The organism is Terrabacter ginsenosidimutans, from assembly GCF_039539425.1.
GTDB lineage: Bacteria > Actinomycetota > Actinomycetes > Actinomycetales > Dermatophilaceae > Terrabacter > Terrabacter ginsenosidimutans.
Window position 1 is genome coordinate 68,357 of sequence record NZ_BAABDC010000001.1, and the last position, 20,482, is coordinate 88,838.

Annotated in this window: 20 protein-coding genes and 1 tRNA gene; 8 read left to right on the forward strand and 13 right to left on the reverse strand. The window is 71.2% G+C overall.

Features of this window, described 5'->3' with window-relative positions; genetic code table 11:
- Position 1: 1 nt before the first annotated feature.
- On the reverse strand, positions 2-772 hold the full coding sequence (locus tag ABD831_RS00365) for an MlaE family ABC transporter permease (protein ID WP_142176951.1): 771 nt from the start codon (positions 770-772) through the stop codon (positions 2-4).
- A gap of 1 nt (position 773) precedes the next feature.
- Positions 774-1,811: an ABC transporter ATP-binding protein gene (locus ABD831_RS00370; protein WP_344939924.1), complete on the reverse strand. Its 1,038-nt coding sequence runs from the start codon at positions 1,809-1,811 to the stop codon at positions 774-776.
- A 149-nt stretch (positions 1,812-1,960) separates the two neighbouring features.
- Here ABD831_RS00370 and ABD831_RS00375 point away from each other — a divergent pair, with 149 nt between their 5' ends.
- On the forward strand, positions 1,961-2,446 hold the full coding sequence (locus ABD831_RS00375; protein WP_344939927.1) for a DUF4178 domain-containing protein: 486 nt from the start codon (positions 1,961-1,963) through the stop codon (positions 2,444-2,446).
- 48 nt (positions 2,447-2,494) lie between these two features.
- Here the strand turns inward: ABD831_RS00375 and ABD831_RS00380 are convergent, their stop codons facing one another.
- Positions 2,495-3,493, reverse strand: coding sequence for a hypothetical protein (locus tag ABD831_RS00380; protein WP_344939930.1), 999 nt, complete (start codon positions 3,491-3,493; stop codon positions 2,495-2,497).
- A 356-nt stretch (positions 3,494-3,849) separates the two neighbouring features.
- Between ABD831_RS00380 and ABD831_RS00385 the strand changes: the two genes are divergently transcribed.
- Both ABD831_RS00385 and ABD831_RS00390 read left to right on the forward strand, forming a co-directional pair.
- Positions 3,850-5,241: an FAD-binding oxidoreductase gene (locus ABD831_RS00385; RefSeq protein WP_344939933.1), complete on the forward strand. Its 1,392-nt coding sequence runs from the start codon at positions 3,850-3,852 to the stop codon at positions 5,239-5,241.
- Positions 5,241-6,368: a pyridoxal-phosphate-dependent aminotransferase family protein gene (locus tag ABD831_RS00390; RefSeq protein ID WP_344939936.1), complete on the forward strand. Its 1,128-nt coding sequence runs from the start codon at positions 5,241-5,243 to the stop codon at positions 6,366-6,368. The genes ABD831_RS00385 and ABD831_RS00390 overlap by 1 nt, the downstream gene beginning before the upstream one ends.
- Before the next feature lie 266 nt (positions 6,369-6,634).
- Here ABD831_RS00390 and rplL read toward each other — a convergent pair whose 3' ends face one another.
- Together rplL and rplJ are read right to left on the reverse strand one after the other, a co-directional pair.
- Positions 6,635-7,021, reverse strand: coding sequence for a 50S ribosomal protein L7/L12 (gene rplL, locus ABD831_RS00395; protein ID WP_142176946.1), 387 nt, complete (start codon positions 7,019-7,021; stop codon positions 6,635-6,637).
- A 66-nt stretch (positions 7,022-7,087) separates the two neighbouring features.
- Positions 7,088-7,672 carry a 50S ribosomal protein L10 gene (rplJ, locus tag ABD831_RS00400; protein WP_142176945.1) on the reverse strand — a complete coding sequence of 195 codons (585 nt, stop codon included), beginning with the start codon at positions 7,670-7,672 and terminating at the stop codon, positions 7,088-7,090.
- 322 nt (positions 7,673-7,994) lie between these two features.
- On the opposite strand from rplJ, the gene ABD831_RS00405 reads away from it, so the two are divergent.
- Positions 7,995-8,894: a DUF3152 domain-containing protein gene (locus tag ABD831_RS00405; protein ID WP_344939939.1), complete on the forward strand. Its 900-nt coding sequence runs from the start codon at positions 7,995-7,997 to the stop codon at positions 8,892-8,894.
- Between the two features lie 81 nt (positions 8,895-8,975).
- On the opposite strand, the gene ABD831_RS00410 is transcribed toward ABD831_RS00405, so the two are convergent.
- From ABD831_RS00410 to ABD831_RS00440, 7 genes are all read right to left on the reverse strand, one after another.
- Positions 8,976-10,232, reverse strand: coding sequence for a choice-of-anchor P family protein (locus ABD831_RS00410; protein ID WP_344939942.1), 1,257 nt, complete (start codon positions 10,230-10,232; stop codon positions 8,976-8,978).
- Between the two features lie 238 nt (positions 10,233-10,470).
- Positions 10,471-12,354: a gamma-glutamyltransferase gene (gene ggt / locus ABD831_RS00415; protein ID WP_344939944.1), complete on the reverse strand. Its 1,884-nt coding sequence runs from the start codon at positions 12,352-12,354 to the stop codon at positions 10,471-10,473.
- Positions 12,355-12,483: 129 nt separating this feature from the next.
- Positions 12,484-13,197 (reverse strand): 50S ribosomal protein L1, encoded by a 714-nt coding sequence (gene rplA / locus ABD831_RS00420; protein WP_142176942.1) that lies wholly within the window; start codon positions 13,195-13,197, stop codon positions 12,484-12,486.
- Positions 13,198-13,303: 106 nt separating this feature from the next.
- Positions 13,304-13,735 carry a 50S ribosomal protein L11 gene (gene rplK / locus ABD831_RS00425; RefSeq protein ID WP_030194100.1) on the reverse strand — a complete coding sequence of 144 codons (432 nt, stop codon included), beginning with the start codon at positions 13,733-13,735 and terminating at the stop codon, positions 13,304-13,306.
- A 95-nt stretch (positions 13,736-13,830) separates the two neighbouring features.
- On the reverse strand, positions 13,831-14,685 hold the full coding sequence (nusG, locus tag ABD831_RS00430; RefSeq protein ID WP_344939949.1) for a transcription termination/antitermination protein NusG: 855 nt from the start codon (positions 14,683-14,685) through the stop codon (positions 13,831-13,833).
- An 83-nt stretch (positions 14,686-14,768) separates the two neighbouring features.
- Positions 14,769-15,038 (reverse strand): preprotein translocase subunit SecE, encoded by a 270-nt coding sequence (secE, locus tag ABD831_RS00435; protein ID WP_142176940.1) that lies wholly within the window; start codon positions 15,036-15,038, stop codon positions 14,769-14,771.
- Positions 15,039-15,150: 112 nt separating this feature from the next.
- Positions 15,151-15,223: transfer RNA gene (locus tag ABD831_RS00440), tRNA-Trp, on the reverse strand.
- A gap of 256 nt (positions 15,224-15,479) precedes the next feature.
- Between ABD831_RS00440 and ABD831_RS00445 the strand changes: the two genes are divergently transcribed.
- The 4 genes from ABD831_RS00445 (at position 15,480) to ABD831_RS00460 (ending at position 19,320) form a co-directional block, all read left to right on the forward strand.
- Positions 15,480-16,841: an aspartate aminotransferase type Ic gene (locus tag ABD831_RS00445; RefSeq protein ID WP_344939952.1), complete on the forward strand. Its 1,362-nt coding sequence runs from the start codon at positions 15,480-15,482 to the stop codon at positions 16,839-16,841.
- Entirely contained in the window at positions 16,838-17,353 is a 516-nt protein-coding gene (locus tag ABD831_RS00450) for a DUF5709 domain-containing protein (protein WP_344939955.1), read from the forward strand. The genes ABD831_RS00445 and ABD831_RS00450 overlap by 4 nt, the downstream gene beginning before the upstream one ends.
- 111 nt (positions 17,354-17,464) lie before the next feature.
- A complete protein-coding gene (locus ABD831_RS00455; RefSeq protein ID WP_344939959.1) occupies positions 17,465-18,493 on the forward strand; it encodes an adenosine deaminase in 1,029 nt (342 codons plus the stop codon).
- Positions 18,494-18,618: 125 nt separating this feature from the next.
- Positions 18,619-19,320, forward strand: coding sequence for a hypothetical protein (locus ABD831_RS00460; protein ID WP_344939962.1), 702 nt, complete (start codon positions 18,619-18,621; stop codon positions 19,318-19,320).
- Positions 19,321-19,408: 88 nt separating this feature from the next.
- On the opposite strand, the gene ABD831_RS00465 is transcribed toward ABD831_RS00460, so the two are convergent.
- The gene (locus ABD831_RS00465) at positions 19,409-20,482 is read right to left on the reverse strand and encodes a UDP-N-acetylmuramate dehydrogenase (RefSeq protein ID WP_344939965.1); all 1,074 of its coding nucleotides are present in this window, start codon (positions 20,480-20,482) and stop codon (positions 19,409-19,411) included.

The window sequence follows — 20,482 nt, forward strand, 5'->3', positions numbered from 1 at the left end:
CTCAGATCTTCTGCGGGACGACTTGGAAGTACACGGCCGTGATGACGAAGTTGACGACGAACAGCAGCATGAAGGTGATGACGACGCTCTGGTTGACGGCGTCACCGACGCCCTTGGGTCCGCCCCCCGCGTTCAGTCCCTTGTAGGCGGCCACCACGGCCGCGATGGCGCCGAAGATCAGCGCCTTGATCTCGGCCGTCCAGAGGTCCGGCAGCTGGGCGAGCGCGGTGAAGCTCGCGATGTACGCGCCAGGCGTGCCGCCCTGGACGATGACGTTGAAGACGTAGCCGCCGACGACGCCGACGACCGAGACGAGACCGTTGAGCAGGACCGCGACGAGCATCGAGGCGAGGACGCGCGGGACGACGAGGCGCTGGATCGGGCTGATGCCGAGCACCTCCATGGCGTCGATCTCCTCACGGATCTTCCGTGAGCCGAGGTCGGCACAGATCGCGGAGCCACCCGCGCCCGCGATGAGCAGCGCCGTGACGATCGGGCTCGCCTCGCGCAGCACGGCGAGGACGCTCGCAGCTCCCGTGTAGGACTGGGCCCCGAGCTGCCGCGTCAGGGTGCCGAGCTGGAGGGCGATGACCGCGCCGAACGGGATCGACACGAGCGCCGTGGGCAGGATCGTGACGCTCGCGATGAACCAGGCCTGCTGGATGAACTCCTTGACCTGGAACGGCCGCTTGGGCAGAGCCCGGAACACGTCGAGCGCCAGGGCGAAGAGGGAACCGGACTGGCGCAGGACGCCGGTGAGGGGTGCAGCCACGTCAGCCCACCTCGCTCGGCTGGGCGGGTCCAGCGCCCGCAGCGGCGAGGTCAGGGATCCGTGCGGGCTCCGGCGCCGGGGCCTGCCGCACACCGGGGATGCCGGCGTTGCGCGACTCGAACGACCCTGGGGGCGGCGTGACGCCGTTGTCCCGGCACCAGCCACCCGCCGGGCGCTCGGCGCGACGCGGCTTGCCGTGGCTCGTCGAGAGCTGGAGAGGGATCGGCGGCAGGGGCGGCAGCTCCTGACCGGACTCGGCGGCGAGCTCGTCGGCGTCCTTCTCCTCCGACATGCCGATCGGGCCGATCGTCTGCGCGTTGAGGAACTGCCGCACGACGGGCTCCTCGGAGCTGAGCAGCATCTCGCGCGGTCCGAACATGGCGAGGTGCTTGTGGTAGAGCAGGCCGATGTTGTCCGGCACGGTCCGGGCCGTGTTGATGTCGTGCGTGACGATGAGGAACGTCGCGTCGATCTGGGCGTTGAGGTCGACGAAGAGCTGGTTGATGTAGCTGGTGCGCACCGGGTCGAGGCCGGAGTCCGGCTCGTCGATGAGGAGGATCTCGGGGTCGAGCACGAGGGCGCGGGCCAGGCCGGCGCGCTTGCGCATGCCGCCGGAGATCTCCCCCGGGAGCTTGCCCTCGGCGCCGGACAGTCCGACGAGGTCCATCTTCTCGGTCACGATCCGCTTGATCTCGGCCTCGGTCTTCTTCGTGTGCTCGCGCAGCGGGAAGGCGACGTTGTCGTAGAGGGTCATCGAGCCGAAGAGGGCGCCGTCCTGGAAGAGGACCCCGAAGAGCTTGCGCACCTCGTAGAGGTCGGCCTCGCGCAGCTGCGTGAGGTCGCGCCCGTTGATGACGATCGCACCGGCATCGGGCTTGAGCAGCCCGACGAGCGTCTTGAGGAAGACGGACTTGCCGGTGCCCGAGGGCCCCAGCATGACCGAGATCTCTCCGGCAGGCAGCGTGAGGGTCACGTCCCGCCAGATCGTCTGCGAACCGAAGGTCTTGGTCAGACCTGTGACCGCGATCTCCACACCCATGTGGCACTCACCTGTGTCTCTCTGGCCGTCTCGACTCGGCTACGGGGGAAACGACACGATCGGGCGGAAGTTACGCGCGGGTTCGGTTCGGGGGCCTCGGGAGACCGTCCTGACTACCCTGTGAGGAACATGTGGACGAGGAGGGGTGCATGCGCGCAGAACTACGGGCCTCCCAGATCGCGCCGGGGGCCGTTCTGAAGCTCGAGGGGGAGCTACGCCGCGTCGTCGGCAGCCTTCACTTCGTCATGGACGGCAGGCAGTGGACCGAGCACTGCGTGGAGAGCGCGCCGGGCCCGCACGAGTGGCTCTCGATCCGCCCGCACGGCGGGACGACGCTCGTGCACTGGACGCCGCGCTACGACCTCTTCGGTGAGCCCGCCACCGGCGGTGTGACGATGGACGGGCGCGACTGGGTCTTCGCCGACTCCGGGCACGCCACCTACACCGCCACGGGTGACACTGGGACGGGGAGCCAGGGGTCCTGCGACTACGTCGAGTACGTCGAGGCAGACGGCGCTGACGGCGCGGGAGACCTGCTCGTCTTCGAGAGCTTCGACGGCGGCGTCTGGGAGGTCAGCGTCGGCCGGCACCTCGACCCCGCCCTCGTGCGCGGCTACCGGGCGAGCGGAGCCTGACACCGACCCGGACCACGGACCTGATGGCGGGAGCCCGACCCCGGATCGTCAGGCGTGGGTGTCGGTGACCTCGTGGCTCACGCCGTCTCCGTCGACGCGCAGGGTGACCGCGGAGATGCGTTCGCTCCCGGGCAGGTCGGCGAGCTGCCCGAGCACCTCGGCCATGCGGCCGAACGTGTCCGCGGTGGGCACCGGGGCCTGCCCGTCGGCGTTGCCCGACAGACCCGTGAGGCGCAGCTGCGGGTCGACGGTGATCGCCGCGGTCATCCGGTGGACGGGCGCACCCCGTTGCTCCTCGATCCCCCGGCGCAGGGTGCGGGCGAGCTCGTCGAGGACGTCCGAGGGCGTATGCCGTGTCGTGGCCCCGTCGTCCGTGCTGTCCCGTGCGGGCGGGGCGGGCGCTTCGGACGCCGCTGCGGGCTCTGGCACTGCGGCCGGTTCGGGCGCGGAGGTCGGTTCAGCGAGTTGGGCCTCGGGAGCGGGCTCACCGGGGTCGGCAGGCTGGCCGGCGGCCACCGGGGCCGACGCGCCCTGGGCGCCCTGGGCGCCCTGCACCGGAGTGTGTCCCTCGCTGAGGAAGCCGATCCCGGCGAACTCGATCTTGCCGAAGTCGACCTCCGCGTCGCGAGCCAGCGAGTTGTCGATGACGTAGGCGAGGTTGACGGACAGGTCGGTCATCCCGGGATGCAGCTGCTGGCCCACGAAGCGCGCGCAGAGGAGCAGCGCGTGGACGCGGACCATGGTGCGGCCCTTGCGGTCCTGCACGTGCTGGTCGGCCTCCACCCGGGAGAGGTCGAAACCGTCGCGGGGATAGAAGTGCAGCGGCCGGTCGAGGACGAGGAGCGAGTAGTCGGGCCGGTCGGCGCCCGGTATGAGCCGGTAGAGCTCGCCGTTGAGCGGCAGCTGCCACTCCAGCTCCGGCGGTGCGGTGTCGAAGCGGGTCACCGTGACGAGGGGGCCGTAGCGCCCCATGGGGCTCGACGCGTCCGTCGTCGGCGCCGGGGGTTGCGTGGCTGCCGCCGGTGCCGGTGCCGGTGTAGCAGGCACGCCGGGCTCCTCAGCTTCAGCCACGGGCGCGAGCGGGACCTGGGCGGGCGGCCCCGCCGGTGTCCCGTCGGCGCGGGCCGTGCCCTCTGCAGCGTGGTCGGCATCAGATCCGAAGGTGCGTGACAGCCATCCCATGCGGCAAACCTACCGGGACGGGCCGCGGGATCGGCGGGGCGTGGCCGCAGCACATCAGGGGCGTCGCTGCGTCCCTGCCCACCGACGGCGAGACCGTCACGGTGCAGGCGACGCCGTGACGCCCGCCGTCCTCCCCGCGTCGACCTGACGCCCCACCCGGGTGACGGCATACGCCATCGCCCGGGACGCGCGAGGTGACTGCTCGTGGTTACGGTGGTCCGGTGACGACAGTGAGCAAGGACGCTCCCGACCTGCAGGCCCTCGACGGACTTGCCGGCTCCCTGACACCGGGGGCCCTGCTGACCGACCGCGACAGCGTGGCCGCCTACCGCTTCGACTACACGGCTGACGCCGGCGCCGGTATGCCGCTCGCCGTGGTCCGCGCGTCGAGCGCGGCCGACGTGCAGGCCGCCGTGCGCTGGGCCGGCGAGCACGCGGTGCCGGTGGTCCCACGCGGCGCCGGCAGCGGACTGTCCGGCGGCTCGAACGCCGTCGACGGGTGCATCGTGCTCAGCCTCGAGCGCATGCGCTCGGTCGAGATCGACCCGGCCACGCGCACCGCCGTCGTCGAGGCGGGGGCACTCAACGTCGAGGTCAAGCAGGCCGCCTCCGAACACGGCCTCTGGTACCCGCCCGACCCGTCGTCCTTCGAGATCTGCTCGATCGGCGGCAACGTCGCGACCAACGCCGGCGGGCTCTGCTGCGTCAAGTACGGCGTCACGACCGACTACGTGCTCGGCCTGGACGTCGTCCTCGCCGACGGCACCCTCGTGCACCTCGGCGGCCAGCGGGTCAAGGACACCGCGGGACTGTCGCTCGTCAAGCTCTTCGTCGGCAGCGAGGGGACCCTCGGGATCGTCACCCGGGCGACGCTGCGGCTCGTCCCCGCCCAGGCACCTCCCGCCACGCTCGTCGCGACCTTCGACACGGTCGAGGACGCCGCCCGCGTCGTCGTCGCCGTCGGCAACACCCTCCGTGCCTCGATGATGGAGCTGATGGACCAGACGTCGATCAACGCCGTCGAGGACCACCGCAGCATGGGTCTGGACCGTGGGGCCGGGGCGATGCTCCTCGCCCAGTCCGATGCCCCGGGCACGGCCCGGGCCGAGGAGATCGCCGCCATGGAACGGCTCTGCGAGGCCGGCGGCGCCCGCGAGTGCTTCACGACGACGGATGCAGCCGAGGGCGAGATGTTCGTGGCCGCACGGCGGGCCGCGATCGTCGCCATCGAGCGGCGTGGGGCGATCATGCTCGAGGACGTGGGGGTACCGGTCCCCCGCCTGCCCGACCTGCTCACCGGCATCGCCGAGATCTCACGCCGTCACAAGGTCGAGATCCCGGTCGTCGCGCACGCGGGCGACGGCAACACGCACCCCGTCATCGTCTACCCGGCCGGCGACGCCGACGCCAAGGAGCGTGCGGCACAAGCCTTCTCGGAGGTCATGAGCCTCGCGATCGGCCTCGGCGGCACCATCACCGGCGAGCACGGCATCGGCCGCCTCAAGCGTGACGCACTCCCCGAACAGCTGGGCCCCGACGTCATGGCCCTCACCCACCGCATCAAGAACGCCCTCGACCCGCAGGGCATCCTCAACCCCGGAGCAGGATTCTGATGACCGCGACACCACCCGCCAGCAGCCGCCGCCGGATCGCCGAGCGGCACCTCTTCGGCCCCGGTCCGTGCAACCCATACCCCGAGGCGACCCTCGCCCTTGCTGCCCCGCTGCTCGGGCACCTCGACCCCGACTTCCTCGCGATCATGGACGAGACGTGCGACCTGCTCCGCCACGTCTGGGGCACCGACAACCGGCGGACCCTGCCGCTGTCGGCCACGGGGTCGGCCGGCATGGAGGCCGCCTTCGTCAACACCGTCTCCCCCGGCGACGTGGTGGTCGTGGCCGTCAACGGCCTCTTCGGTGAGCGCATGGTCGACGTTGCGGGCCGCCACGGGGCGGAGGTCGTCCGCGTCGACCACGAGTGGGGCACACCGGTCGACGCCGAGCGTGTCGCCGCTGCCCACCCGGCGCCGAAGATCATTGCCGCCGTCCACGCCGAGACCTCCACGGGCGTCCGCTCGGACATCGCCGCCCTCGGCGCCCTCAAGGGCGACGCGCTGCTCCTCGTCGACGCGGTGACCAGCATCGGAGGCATCGAGCTGCGCGCCGACGACTGGGGCATCGACATCGGCTACGCCGGCACCCAGAAGTGCCTCGGCGTCGCCCCGGGCCTGGCGCCCTTCACCATCAACGACCGCGCCTTCGAACGCCGGGTCGTCAAGCCGTCGTCGTGGTACCTCGACCTCGGCCTGCTCGGTGGCTACGTCGGCGAGGCATCGGGGACCGGCAAGCGCACCTACCACCACACCGCGCCGACGGCGATGGTCGTCAGCCTGCACGCCGGTCTGCAACGGATCGCCGACGAGGGCCTGGAGAAGGTCTGGGACCGTCACGCCGAGGCCGGGCGCCTCCTCCAGGACGGCCTCGAGGCGATGGGCCTGACGCTCTTCGCCGCCGAGGGCTCGCGCCTGCCCGAGCTGACCACGGTCCGGGTCCCCGACGGCGTCGACTCCGCCGCCGTCCGCGCCTACCTCCTCGAACGCCACGACCTCGAGATCGGCGCCGGCGTGGGTGAGTTCGCCTCCACCGTCTGGCGGATCGGCCTGATGGGTCACAACGCGCGCCCCGACCGCGTCGCCCTCGTCCTCGCCGCCCTCCAGGACGCTCTCGACCACGCCGCCTGACCGCCACGCAGGGAGCGGGGCGTGGGACAGTGCCCACTCGACGGGCAGCGAGGGAGCGGGGAGCCGCGGTGCGAGCGGCATCGGCGGCGGGCACGTGGGCTGGGACCGGGCGTGCCCGGCATACGCCCGCCGACGCTCCACGCCGCGAGCGCCGCTGCGCCTCGTTCCCGACCCGCAGCCACACCGAGCATGCGAAAGGCGGGCCCGACCGTGAGGTCGGACCCGCCTTCGCGGTGGAGCAGTGATCCCGGCTGAGCCGGGTCAGATCACTTGAGCTCGACGGTGGCGCCGGCGCTCTCGAGCTGGTCCTTGGCCTTCTCGGCCGCAGCCTTGTCGACACCCTCGAGGACGGGCTTGGGGGCGCCGTCAACGAGGTCCTTGGCCTCCTTGAGGCCGAGGCTCGTGAGCGCGCGGACCTCCTTGATGACCTGGATCTTCTTCTCGCCGGCGGCGGTGAGAACGACGTCGAACGAGTCCTTCTCCTCCTCCTCGACGGCGGCAGCGCCACCAGCGCCGGCCGCGGGGGCGGCGGCGACGGGGGCAGCGGCGGAGACCTCGAAGGTCTCCTCGAACTGCTTCACGAACTCCGAGAGCTCGATGAGGGTCATCTCCTTGAAGGCGTCAAGGAGCTCGTCGGTGCTGAGCTTCGCCATGATGGCTTCCTTCCTGTTACTTGCCGTGAGTGGCTGTTTGATGAATCGAGCGGACGCCGGAGGGCGTCAGCTCTCGTCGCCACCCTCGGCGACGTCGGTGGTTGCCTCGGCGGCCGGAGCCTCCGTGGCGGGGCCCTGCTCCTCGCGCTTCTGACGCAGAGCCTCGACCACGCGGGCCGTCTGCGACAGAGGAGCGACGAAGAGGTAGGCGGCCTTGGTGAGGGAGCCCTTCATGGCGCCCGCAAGCTTGGCCAGCAGAACCTCGCGGGACTCGAGGTCCGCGAGCTTCGTGATCTCCTCGGGGCTCAAGGTCTTGCCGTCGAGGACGCCAGCCTTGATCACGAGGAGGGGGTGTGCCTTGGCGAAGTCACGCAGACCCTTGGCCGCCTCGACCGGGTCACCGGTGATGAAGGCGATGGCCGAGGGTCCCTGGAGGTGGCCGTCGAAGGCCGTGATACCGGCCTCCTTGGCGGCGCGCTCCGTGAGCGTGTTCTTGACCACGGCGTAGGTGGCGTGTTCCCGGATCGAGCTGCGCAGCTGCGAGAGCTGGGCCACGGTCAGACCGCGGTACTCGGTGAGAACGGCCGCACCGGACTCACGGAACTTGTCCGTGATCTCGGCAATGGCAGCGTCCTTCTCGGAGTTCGCCATCTGGGCCTCCTTCCCTTGCGTGGTGCCGCCTGTCGAAGAGGCCCGGAGGTCCTGCACGAGAAAGAGCCCCGGCGCAGGGCGCTCGGGGCTCGTAGCGGCATACCCGAGGTATGCCGTGAAGCTGAGTGTCCTGCGCTGGCTGCCCACAACACGTGCGGGACCTTCGGGAGATCGTGGTTGCCCACGTCCTCCAACCTGCGGTCATTGGTCGTTGACCAGAGTACGGGCCAGGACCGTGCCGACCAAATCGAGGACGGCGCTCCCCGGCGGGTCCCCTGCCCGGTCCCCCACCACAGCGGGTACGTGACCTACCGTGACCTCCATGGCGAGTGGCAGCGCAGGGCGCCGACCGACCCCTGCTCAGCGGCAGGCGATCCGCCGCCGGCGCTCGTGGGCGGTCCTGGCCGTCATCGTCTGCGTCGCCGCCGACGTCTGGTCCGTGTCGCAGGCCGGTGCCGGCGAGCCCGTGGCGGAGAGTGCCTTCTCGAGCGCCTCGCGCCTGGCGCAGAGCCTCGGTCGGGCCCCGGCGGTGTCGATCGACGACATCGAACGGATCCCCGAGGCGGCCACCGCGTCCCGGAGCGGACGCCCACCGGGTGGCAGCTCGCCCACCGAGCCCGCGGCAGGGACCGGCGACGGCAAGGACGACAAGGGCGCGGTCATCGAGTCCGGCTCAGGCCGGTTCACGGTCGTCGCGATGCCGGCGAAGGCGCTGCGCCCGGGCCCGACGACCGGACGTACCGTGCGCTACACCGTCGAGCTCGAGGGCGGCCTCGACATCCGGGCCGAGGACTTCGCGACGACGGTGGGCACGGTGCTCACCGATCCGCGTGGTTGGCAGACCAAGGACGGCGTCCGCTTCGTCGACGTCTCGCCCGCCGACGCCGCCAAGGGCGCGGACGTCGACCTGCACATCACGCTCGCGAGCCCCCACACGACCGACAGGCTCTGCGCTCCGCTGCAGACGCGGGGCCAGGTCAGCTGTCACAACTCCGGGCGCGTGGTGCTCAACCTGCGCCGGTGGGTGCTCGGCGCCGAGGCCTACGGCAGTGACGTGGCGCAGTACCGCACCTACCTGGTGAACCACGAGGTCGGTCACGGCATCGGGCACGCGCACGCCTACTGCGGCGGCAAGGGCAAGGTGGCCCCGGTCATGATGCAGCAGACCTACGGCCTCAAGGGCTGCACCGCTTGGCCGTGGCCCACGGCCAAGCCGGCCTGACGGAAGCGCCTCGGACAGCGTGACGGTGGCCGCGGACCCCAGGGCCCGCGGCCACCGTGCGTCAGCTCGGCAGCGCCGCGCTCAGACGACGGATGTCGTCGAGGCGCCGACCCGGATGACGGACCCGGTGGGAAGCGCGCCGAATGCGCGGTCGGTGACGATCTCGACCATCACCACGTCGACCGACCTCGCCGTGCGCGCGACCTTGTGCAGCGTGACTCGCCCCAGACCCGGCACGGTGATGACGGTGTTGGGCCGGACGGACGACGAGATGGCGGGCAGGCCGGCGATGCGCAGACCGGCGAAGCGCGAGCTGTCGGTGACGACGGGAGCCGTCCCGGGGCCGGCCTGCGAGACGTACGTCTCGGCGATGACGGCGTCGGCGCTGATGAGTCCACCGAGGACACGCGGACCGGCGATGGTGTTCTTGACGTACGAGCTGCGCGACGACGACATTGCCCTGGACAGCACCTCTGTGGTGGTGCTGCCCGTCGAGACGACCCCCGGGACTCCGGCGGTGGCGAGGGTGGCCTTGCCGGCGCCGCCGGTGCAGGGCGGGTAGGCCAGCGCGGTGCGGCTCGTCGAGACGGTGCCGTTGGCGAGGGTCGCGGACGTGGCGTAGCCGGCGCCGCCGACGAGGCCGAGGATCGGCCGGGACAGCGCGGTGCGGGAGACCCCGACATCGATGCGCGAGCCGATCGGCAGACCCAGCGAGTTCTTGCCGGTGACGACGACCCTCAGGGCCACGGTGCTCACCTGGAGCTCGTTGCCGACCACGGCCTTGGACTGCTGGTTGAGGTAGACGGTCGCGAGCGCGGTCCCGCTGGAGGTCTTGAGCGAGATGGCCGAGTTCGGGGCCGGCACGGCGTTGAGGGCCCGCCCTCCGACCTTGAAGCCGACGAGCTTGGACTGGTTGCCCCCGGTGAGGGCGCCGGCAGTGCTGCGCGCCGCAGAGCTCGTCGACGTGACCGAGTCGGCGCGTACGAGGCCGCCGAGGAGGGTGACGGCCGCCGTCGTGGACGAGGCGCGGCTGGAGTGTCCGCTGGAGGACTGTGCCGTCGACGCGCTCGTGCGGGTGGCGCCGACGGACGCTGCCGCCGGCACGTTGACCGCGCCGGTCGAGCCGGTGACCGTGCGCCCGAAGGCGGTCGTGCACCCGATGGCCGCGAGCGCGGTCGGACCGGACCGCACCAGCCCACCGACGACGACGTAGGTGCCGTAGGCGGAGGCGGAGACGCCGGTGCTCGAGGTGGCCGCCGTGGCAGGCGCGGCGCTGAGGGGCGCGGCGAACCCCGTGATGGCCGCTGCGGAAAGGACCGCTGTGAGCTTCCTGTTCATCTGGGTGGTGCTCCTGTCATCGATGCCCTGCTCATCGATCCCCTGACCGATGTACTCCGGTCAACGACGGAGGTCCCCGGCGTGTTATGGGCTGCATGCACGAAACACAAGGTTTGTGTGGTATTGCGCTGATGGCCGTTTTGCGCACGTCCCGTTGGTCGGGGGCGCGCGTGAGGCCGGCCCCCTGACGGGGACCGGCCTCACGACTGCGGCACGCGGGCCGCGACGGGTCACCCGCTCAGCGCGGTTGGACGACCATCGCCGAGCCACCGCCTCGGCGGGTCGGCTCTGCGGCCGCCTCGAACAGACCGTGGCCCAGGCTGCGGATCGCGGTCACCGCGCCGATCTCGTTGGGCGTGCCGGCAGAGGCGAGCTTGTGACCCATCGCCGTCAGGGCCGCACCTGTGGGGCCGCCGAGGATGGCCGGCTCGGCCCCCTCGCTCGCCCCGTTGCGGGAGCTGAGCCGCGGGGCCGCGATGGCGTCGACGAGCGACAGGTCGCGGTCGAGGTAGCCGAGGATCGTCTGCGACACCGACGTGATGATCGTGGCGCCACCCGGCGATCCCACGGCGAGGAAGGGCGTGCCGTGGTCGAGCAGGATGGTCGGGCTCATCGAGGACCGGGGACGCTTGCCCGGCCCGGGGAGGTTCGGGTCCGGCACCCCGGCGGTCAACGGGCTGAAGTTGAAGTCGGTGAGCTCGTTGTTGAGCAGGAAGCCGTAGCCCGGGACGGTGATGCCCGAGCCACCCGTCTGCTCGATCGTCAGCGTGTAGGACGCGACGTTGCCCCAACGGTCGGTGGCCGTGAGGTGTGACGTGGACTGCCCTTCGTAGGGCTGGCCCTGCGCGACGGCGCCCGGCGCGCACGAGGTGTAGGAGCCGTCGGGCGAGCCGAACGGGATCGGACGCGGCTGCGCCTTGGCCGGATCGAAGAGGCAGGCCCGCTCGGCGGCGAAGGCGGGGTCGGTCAGCTCCTTCACCGGAACGCCGGCCACGTCGCCGACGTAGCGGTTCCGGTCGGCGAAGGCCGTCGCCGACGCCTCAGAGAAGCGGTGGAGGTAGTCGACGTCGGAGAGCGCGGAGGTCTTGATGCCGGTGCGGTCCTCGTAGGCCTGCACGAGGTTCAGGATCTCGGCGACGGCGATGCCTCCGGAGCTCGGGACCGGCATGCCGAAGACGTCGTAGCCCTTGTACTGGGAGTGGATGGGGGCCTTGGTCAGGGCGCGGTAGGCCCCGAGGTCGGCCATCGTCATCTGGCCGCCCATGACGGTGGTGCCCGGCTTGGTGTGCGGTGCCCGCGACTCGGCGACGACCGCCTGTCCCAGCCGGCCGGCATACAACGCCTGCGTGCCCTGCGTGCGCAGGGTCCGATAGGCCCTGGCCATGTCGGGGTTGGTGAAGACCGACCCCACGGCCGGCGCCTTGCCGTCGCGCAGGAACACCTTGGCGGTCTCGGGGAACACGGAGAAGCGCGCCGCGTTGGCCGTCGTCTGGTCGGCGAAGGTCTGGTCGACGACGAAGCCCTGCTGGGCGAGGCGCTCGGCCGGCTTGAGCGCGGAGTTGAGCGACAGGGTGCCGTAGTCGCGCAGGGCCTTGGCCCAGAGCGCGGGGGTGCCGGGGATGCCGACGGACAGGCCGGAGTTGACGACGGTGTTGAAGTCCATCGGTGTGCCGTCGGGTTTGCGGAAGGTGTTCTCGGTGAACGTCTTCGGCGCGGTCTCGCGGCCGTCGATGGTCGAGACCCGTCGGCTGCGGGCGTCGTAGTAGACGAGGAACCCGCCACCGCCGATACCGGTGCTGTAGGGCTCCGTGACGCCGAGGGCCGCGGCGGTCGCGACCGCGGCGTCGGCCGCGTTGCCCCCGCGGGCCAGCACGTCGATGCCGACCTGCGAGGCGTCGCGGTCGACCGAGCTGACCGCTCCGCCGGACCCCGTCATGACCGGAGTCTTGGGCAGCGGAGTGGGCTTGCCGTGCCAACCGTGGTCATGCTGCGGCGCGGGCGCCGGGGCCACCGTCGGTTGGGCACCGGCCGTGGCCGGGAGCAGTGAGAGGGGGAGCCCGACGACGAGGGCGCCGAGGACCCATCGGGAACGTGTCGTGGTGCGTGCGCTGTGACGACTCATTTTCCGACCGTACTCGCGCAAACGCCGCAGATCGCGCCGAGCGACCCCACCGATCCGAGACCTCCCGGAAGCGGCGAGAGCCCGCCACCCCAGTGAGGTGACGGGCTCTCGAACGAGTGGGTCAGGCGATCAGGCCTGCTCCTCCTCGAGGAGGTTGCGCGTCTTGGAGAAGTCGAGCGGGATGCCCGGGCCCATCGTCGTGGAGACGGTGGCCTTCTCGATGTAGCGGCCCTTGGAGCTGGCCGGCTTCAGACGGAGGATCTCCTCGAGGGCGGCGGCGTAGTTCTCGACGAGCTTGGTCTCGTCGAAGGACGCCTTGCCGATGATGAAGTGGAGGTTCGCGTGCTTGTCGACGCGGAACTCGATCTTGCCGCCCTTGATGTCGGTGACGGCCTTGGCGACGTCCATCGTCACGGTGCCGGTCTTCGGGTTCGGCATCAGACCGCGCGGGCCGAGCACCTTGCCGAGACGACCGACCTTGCCCATGAGGTCAGGGGTCGCGACGACGGCGTCGAAGTCGAGCCAGCCGCCCTGGACCTTCTCGAGCAGGTCGTCGGAGCCGACGTGGTCGGCGCCGGCCTCACGGGCGGCCTCGGCCTTGTCGCCGTTGGCGAAGACGAGGACGCGAGCGGTCTTGCCCGTGCCGTGCGGCAGGTTGACCGTGCCACGGACGGCCTGGTCGGCCTTGCGCGGGTCGACACCGAGGCGCATGGCCACCTCGACGGTCTCGTCGTACTTGGCCTTCGCCGTCTGCTTCGCGACGCGGACGGCCTCGAGGGGGGCGTAGACCTTGCCGGGCGTGACGAGCTCGGCGGCTGCGCGGTAGTTCTTGCTGCGCTTCATGGAACTGCTCCTTGTGTGGTGGTGGAGTCGTGGTGCGGACCAGCGCTGGCCCTCCCACGTGGCCGACGGCATACGGTCCGTATGCCGTCCGGCCGGGGACGAGCTCTCAGAGCTCGGTGTCGATGCCCATCGAACGAGCGGTGCCGGCGATGATGCGCGCCGCCATCTCCTCGTCGTTGGCGTTGAGGTCTTCCATCTTCTGACGGGCGATCTCGAGGACCTGGTCGCGCGAGAGCTTGGCGACCTTGGTCTTGTGCGGCTCGCCGGACCCCTTGGCGACGCCGGCGGCCTTCTTGATCAGCTCGGCGGCCGGCGGGGTCTTCGTCACGAAGGTGAACGAGCGGTCCTCGTAGACCGTGATCTCGACCGGGATGACGTTGCCACGCTGGGACTCCGTCGCGGCGTTGTACGCCTTGACGAACTCCATGATGTTGACGCCGTGCTGGCCGAGGGCGGGGCCGACGGGCGGGGCGGGGGTGGCCTGACCGGCCTGGATCTGCAGCTTGATGAAGCCGGAGACCTTCTTCTTGGGGGGCATGGTTGCCTACCTTCTTCGTTGTGGACCGACGCCTTGGGCGATGACCCGGTTGCATGCCGGTGCGGGATGCCGCACCGAACGTGGTGGGGCCTTGCTCAGATCTTGGCGACCTGGGCGAAGGAGAGCTCGACCGGGGTCTCCCGGCCGAAGATCGAGACGAGCACCTTGAGCTTCTGGGTGTCGGTGTTGATCTCGGAGATCGTCGCGGGAAGGGTCTCGAAGGGCCCCTCCATGACGGTGACGGACTCGCCGACCTCGAAGTCGACGACGCGCACGTCCTTGGGGGCACCGGTGCCGGCCGCGGCCCCGGAGCCGTCGGCGCCGGCCGCCGCCTCGAAGGTCGGCGCGAGCATCGTGAAGACCTCGTCGATCGACAGCGGCACCGGCTGGTGCGCGTTGCCGACGAAGCCGGTCACGCCGGGCGTGTGGCGCACCGCGCCCCAGCTCTCGTCGGTGAGGTCCATGCGGACGAGGACGTAGCCGGGCATCCGGACGCGACGGACCTGCTTCTTCTGGCCGTTCTTGATCTCGGTGACCTCCTCCATGGGGACCTCGATCTCGAAGATGAAGTCCTCCATGTTGAGGGTCTGGATGCGCGTCTCGAGGTTGGCCTTCACGCGGTTCTCGTAGCCGGCGTAGGAGTGGATGACGAACCAGTCGCCGAATCGGCTGCGCAGGTCGGCCTTGAAGTCGGCGACCGGGTCACCGCTGCCCTGGGCGGCGGGCGCCTCGTCGTCACCCTCGTCGGCCGTCTCGGCCTCGTCGGACGCCTCGGCGTCATCGACCTCGGCGCTGTCGTCGGCCTCGTCGCTCACGTCGGAGTCGGTGTCCCCAGCACCCGACTCGACGTCGGACACCAGGAGGTCATCGCTCTCGACCGCGGGGTCGACGACGTCGCTCTCGGTGCTCTCGCCGTTCGGGGCGCCCTCGTGGGCGAACTGCTCGGACACGCTCTGACCTGCTTCCTTGCTCGTGGACCAGCCGGTGGGGGCTGGCGGTGACATCCCGTGACGCGGGGCCGGTGGCTCGTGCGTCAGGTGGGCGAGCCCGTGAAGGCCCAGGAGATCAGCCGGCTCAGACCGAAGTCGAGAGCCGACACGAGAGCCATCATGATCACGACGAACACGACCACGACGGTCGTGTAGCGCACGAGCTCAGGACCCGTGGGCCGAACCACCTTGCGCAGCTCGTCGAGGATCTGGCGCACGAAGAGGCTGATCGCGCCGAAGAGGCGCGACACCGGGTTGCCGCCGCGAGCCTTGTCGGCACGGCCGGACCCGCGCTTGGCGCTCGTCTCCGTCACGATTCCTTCTTTCTGCCTGGGTGTAGGCCCGCGACAGGAGCCCGGACGTGGTGTCCCACGTCGGGCAGAAGCCGCGTGCCGCCTTGCACGACGACCACATCACTGGGATGCGCAGGGCAAGAGGGACTCGAACCCCCAACCGCTGGTTTTGGAGACCAGTGCTCTACCAATTGAGCTATTGCCCTTCGCCTCGGACGTTGGGTGTCCTAGGCGGGACGGCATGCTTCAGCATGGCCAGCGAAGCCGTCCGAGGGACGATCATACGGGACGGATGCGCCCCAACGCGAACCGGCCCGGAACGCCCCCGGAAGGACCCCGCGACGACCCCGGAGACGCGGCGCAGTGCCCACCCGGCCACCACCGCACGCGTCGTCAGGAGCCGGCGACCCGGCATACGGACTCGGCCACCCGGGAGCGGTGAGGCAGTGGCAGGATCGAGAGGTGACGAACTCGCGCACCGCCCTCGCGTCCCTGTCCGACGACGACCTGGCCGGCTTCCTCGCCGAACAGCGTGAAGCCTACGCGGCCCTCAAGGGCCGCGGGCTCAAGCTGGACCTGACCCGGGGCAAGCCGTCCGCGGCGCAGCTCGACCTGTCCGACGACCTGCTGCACCTGCCGACGACGACCAAGGACCGCGCCGGCGTGGACGTGCGCAACTACGGCGGCCTCGAGGGGCTCGCCGAGCTGCGCGAGCTGTTCGCCGAGCTGCTCTGGGTCGAGCCGTCGCAGGTCGTCGCCGGAGGCAACTCGAGCCTGACGATGATGTACGGCACCATCGTCGACTTCCTGCTCTTCGGCGGGGTCGACTCCCCTCGCCCGTGGAGCCAGGAGGAGAAGGTCCGCTTCATCTGCCCGGTGCCCGGCTACGACCGCCACTTCTCGATGCTCGCCGCGTTCGGCATCGAGATGGTGACCGTCGACATGCACGCCGACGGTCCGGACGTCGCCGCCGTCGAGGCCCTCGTCAAGGACGACCCGAGCGTCAAGGGCATCTGGATCGTGCCGACCTACGCCAACCCCTCGGGGGCGGTCGTGTCGCAGGAGGTCGCCGCACGTCTCGCGGCCATGCCGACCGCCGCGCCCGACTTCACGATCTTCTGGGACAACGCCTACGCCTTCCACCACCTCACCGAGGACGAGGCCAAGAGCGCCGACATCCTCAGCCTCGCGGCCGCCTCGGGCCACCCGAACCGGCCGATCATGTTCGCGTCGACCTCGAAGATCACCTTCGCCGGCGCCGGCGTCGCCGTGCTCGCCGCGAGCGAGGCCAACGTCAGGTGGTACCTCAAGCACCTGTCCATGGCCTCCATCGGCCCGGACAAGGTCAACCACCTGCGCCACGTCGAGTTCTTCCGCGACGCCGAGGGCGTGCGGGCGCACATGCGCAAGCACCGCGAGATCATCGCGCCGAAGTTCGCAGCGGTCGACGAGGCCCTGACGACCGGGCTGGCCGGGCTCGGGGTCGCCGAGTGGAGCCACCCGACGGGCGGCTACTTCGTCAACCTCGACGTCCTCGACGGCACCGCCTCGCGCGTCGTCGCCCTCGCCAAGGAGGCCGGCATCGCGCTGACGCCCGCCGGCGCGTCCTTCCCGCTCGGTCACGACCCGCGCGACCGCAACATCCGGCTCGCCCCCACCTTCCCGGTGCTCGACGAGGTGCGCACCGCCATGGCCGGGGTCGCCACCTGTGTCGCCCTCGCCGCGGCCGAGAAGCTGACCAGCGACCGTGCGGGCGGGGTAGGGGCAGAGGGCGACGCGACGACGTCCGACCAGAGCAGCGCGAGAGAAGGAGCAGTCCGATGAGCGAGGCCAACGAGAACATCTCCGACGACCTGACCACGTACAGCGTCGACGACGAGGACCAGCTCCAGCCCGAGGACACCCTCGAGGACGGCGACCTCGACGACGTGCTTGACCGCGGCTACTCCCCCAACGACCGCCCGCAGGGCGTCACCGCCCACGGCACGACCGCCTACGAGGAGTCCGTCGACGAGACGATCGACGAGCGCATCCGCCAGGAGGTGCCCGACCCGAACTCGGCCTACGGCGCCCCCGACAACGAGAGCGGCCTCGACGACGACCGCGTCGGCGGCGACGACCCCGACGCGATCGACGCCGAGGACGACTGGCTCGGTGACAACGAGGTCGGCGACGCCCGTGCCGGCCGTCTCGTCGCGGACGACGAGGGTGCCCACGAGGACGACGAGAAGCAGGTCTGGGCCAGCGACGTCGGCGTCGACGGCGCCGGCGCCTCGGCCGAGGAGGCCGCGATGCACGTCGTCGACGAGATCGCTGCCGAGCCCGACGAGTCCTGATCCTGCTGATCGGACCCCGCGCCGTCCCGCGTGTCCTGGTCCCGCACACGCGGGTCACGAGCGCGCGGGACGTCCGCGGGACGGGCGCGCACGGGTGACACACTGACCCGCATGACGCGCTCGGTGCAGGACCTGCCCAAGGCCCACCTGCACCTGCACTTCACCGGCTCGATGCGGGTCGAGACGGTGCGCGAGCTCGCCGCCCAGCACGGCATCCGGCTGCCCGACGCCCTCGTCACGGACTGGCCGCCACGGCTCGCCAAGGCCACCGACGAGCGCGGCTGGTTCCGCTTCCAGCGGCTCTACGACGCCGCCCGTGCCTGCGTGCGCGGCGAGGACGACATGCGCCGGATCGTGCGCGAGGCGGCCGCGGACGACGTGTCGGAGGGCTCGCGCTGGCTCGAGATCCAGGTCGACCCCACGTCGTACGCACCCTTCGTCGGAGGCATCACACCGGCGCTGGAGATCGTCCTCGACGAGGCACGGAAGGTGTCGGCGCAGGGCGACATCGGGGTCGGGGTCGTCGTCGCAGCCAGCCGCATGCGCCACCCCCTCGAGGCACGGACGCTCGCCCGGCTCGCGGCCCACCACGCCGGCGACGGGGCGGGAGACGTCGTCGGCTTCGGACTGTCCAACGACGAGCGCCGCGGACTCGTCGCCGACTTCGCGCCGGCGTTCGCCATCGCCCGGCATGCAGGTCTCGCGCTCGTGCCGCACGGCGGCGAGCTGCTCGGGGCGCAGTCGGTGATGGAGACCCTCGAGCACCTCGGCCCCGACCGCATCGGCCACGGCGTGCGCAGCGTCGAGGACCCCCAGGTGCTCGACGCGGTCGCCGAGTCAGGCGTCACGCTCGAGGTCTGTCCCGGCAGCAACGTCGCCCTCGGCGTCTATGCCGACGCCGCGGACGTGCCGCTGCGCCGCATCATCGCGGCCGGCGTCCCCGTGGCCCTGGGCGCCGACGACCCGCTCCTCTTCGGCTCGCGCCTGCTGGCGCAGTACTCGGCGGCCCGCGACCTCGGCCTCGACGACGCCGAGCTCGCCGGACTGGCCCGCGGCTCCCTGCACGGCAGTCGTATGCCGCAGGCCATGCGCCGTGCGGCGCTCGCCGACGTGGACGCCTGGCTCGCTGAGCCGGCGTGAGACCGACCACACGCAGGATCGGGCCGTAACCGGACAAGACGGACCGCAGCCACGGGGCACGGACGGCTCCGGGCGTCCCACCGAGTTTGCTCAGCATCGGTGCGCCCGGTCATGCTGGTGGCGAGATGAAGACTTCTGCCGCCGCCCCCGCACGCCCATCGACCGCCCCCAGCACCCGTCTGCGACGCTTCGCCGTCATCGGCCTGGTCGCCCCTGCCGTCGCGCTCGCGGCATGCAGCGGGGAGTCGCCGGTGACGGCCGACCCGACCGCGCCGAGCGGCACGACCGCGGCGACGAGCACCACGAGCGCGCCCACCGAGACCTCGGCCTCGCCGTCGACCACGACGGCCCCGAGCACGGCAGCGACCGACGGTCCGGCGACCGACAAGGTCGCCTACACCTCGATCAAGGCCGTCATCAAGGACCCCGACCTCGGGCACACGATCACCGCGGTCCGCCTCGCCCGCCACCTCAAGTGGCCCAGCGGCCAGCCCGTCGGGGCCGAGCAGTTCGAGATCGTCGGCGTGCGGGTGACGGCTGCAGCCGGGTCGCGCTACTCCGCCTCCATCGACCCGTCGATGTTCTCGCTCATCGCCGCCGACCCGAAGCAGACCGTCACCCCGACCAGCGAGTTCACCTCGCGCTGGAACGCCGCTCCGCTGAAGTCCGCCAAGCGCTCGGCGACGACGAGCGGCTGGGTCTTCTTCAAGATCAACCGCGGCACGACGAGCGCCCTGCGCCTGGCCTTCAACCGGCCCGCCTACGCGGTGAAGACCACTGACAAGAGCATCCCCGCCAAGACCTTCTCCGTGGTCCTGACGAAGTAGCAGCGTCACGTCGGTCGACGCGTGAGGCCCCGGTTCCCAACGGAACCGGGGCCTCACGCGTACGAGCCGGAAGCCCGTCGGTGCTGCGTCAGAGCTGCTCGCCCACGAGGACGGGCTCGTTGACGAGGGTGACGCCGAACATGTCGCGCACCCCGTCGCGCACCTGCCGGGCCAGGGCGAGGACGTCGGCCGTCGTGGCACCACCGCGGTTGGTGACCGCGAGGGTGTGCTTCGTCGACAGTGCCGCCGGCGCGGGCAGGCCGAACCCCTTGGCGAAGCCGGCGTGGTCGATGAGCCACGCCGCGCTCGTCTTGACGCGGCCGTCGGACTCGGGGAACCGCGGTGGCGTCGGCCCCTCCCACCCGAGCCGCTCCCCCACGCGCTCGACGAGGGCGTCGAACTCGCGGCGGCTCAGGATCGGGTTGGTGAAGAACGACCCGCACGACCACGTGTCGGGGTCGGCGGCGTCGAGCACCATGCCACGAGACCGTCGCTGCTCGAGCACCGCCTCGCGGGCGTCCGAGAGGGGGACCCGCGTGCCGAGCTCGACCCCGAGACCCTTCGCCAGGGCTGCATACGCCACCGGGCGACCGAGGTCGGCGACCTCGAACTGGAAGAGCACGTCGAGCACGACGTAGCGGGAGTGGCCCTTGAAGCGTGAGTGGCGGTAGGTGAAGGCGCAGTCGGCGTTCATGAAGGTGCGCACGGCCTGCTCCTGCCGGTCCCACGTGCGCACCTGGGCGATGGTCTGCGAGACGTCCTGGCCGTAGGCCCCGACGTTCTGGATGGGGGTGGCGCCCGTGAGTCCCGGGATGCCGCTCAGGGCCTCGACGCCGGCCCAGCCCTCGGCGACCGCACGGACCACGACGTCGTCCCACGGCTCACCCGCCGCGACCCGGACCACGGCCCCGCCGCAGTAGTCGGCCGACTCGGGCTCGATGCCCGAGGTGGCCACGTGCACGACCGTGCCCTCGAAGCCGTCGTCGGACACGATGAGGTTGGAGCCGCCGGAGACGACGAGCAGGGGCTCGTCGGCGTCGTCGACCTCACGGACCGCGTCGACGAGCTCGTCGGTGGTCGTGACGGTGACGAGCCGGGCTGCGGGACCGCCGACCCGCATCGTCGTCAGCGTGGACAGGGGGACGTCGTGTTGCTCGCGCAC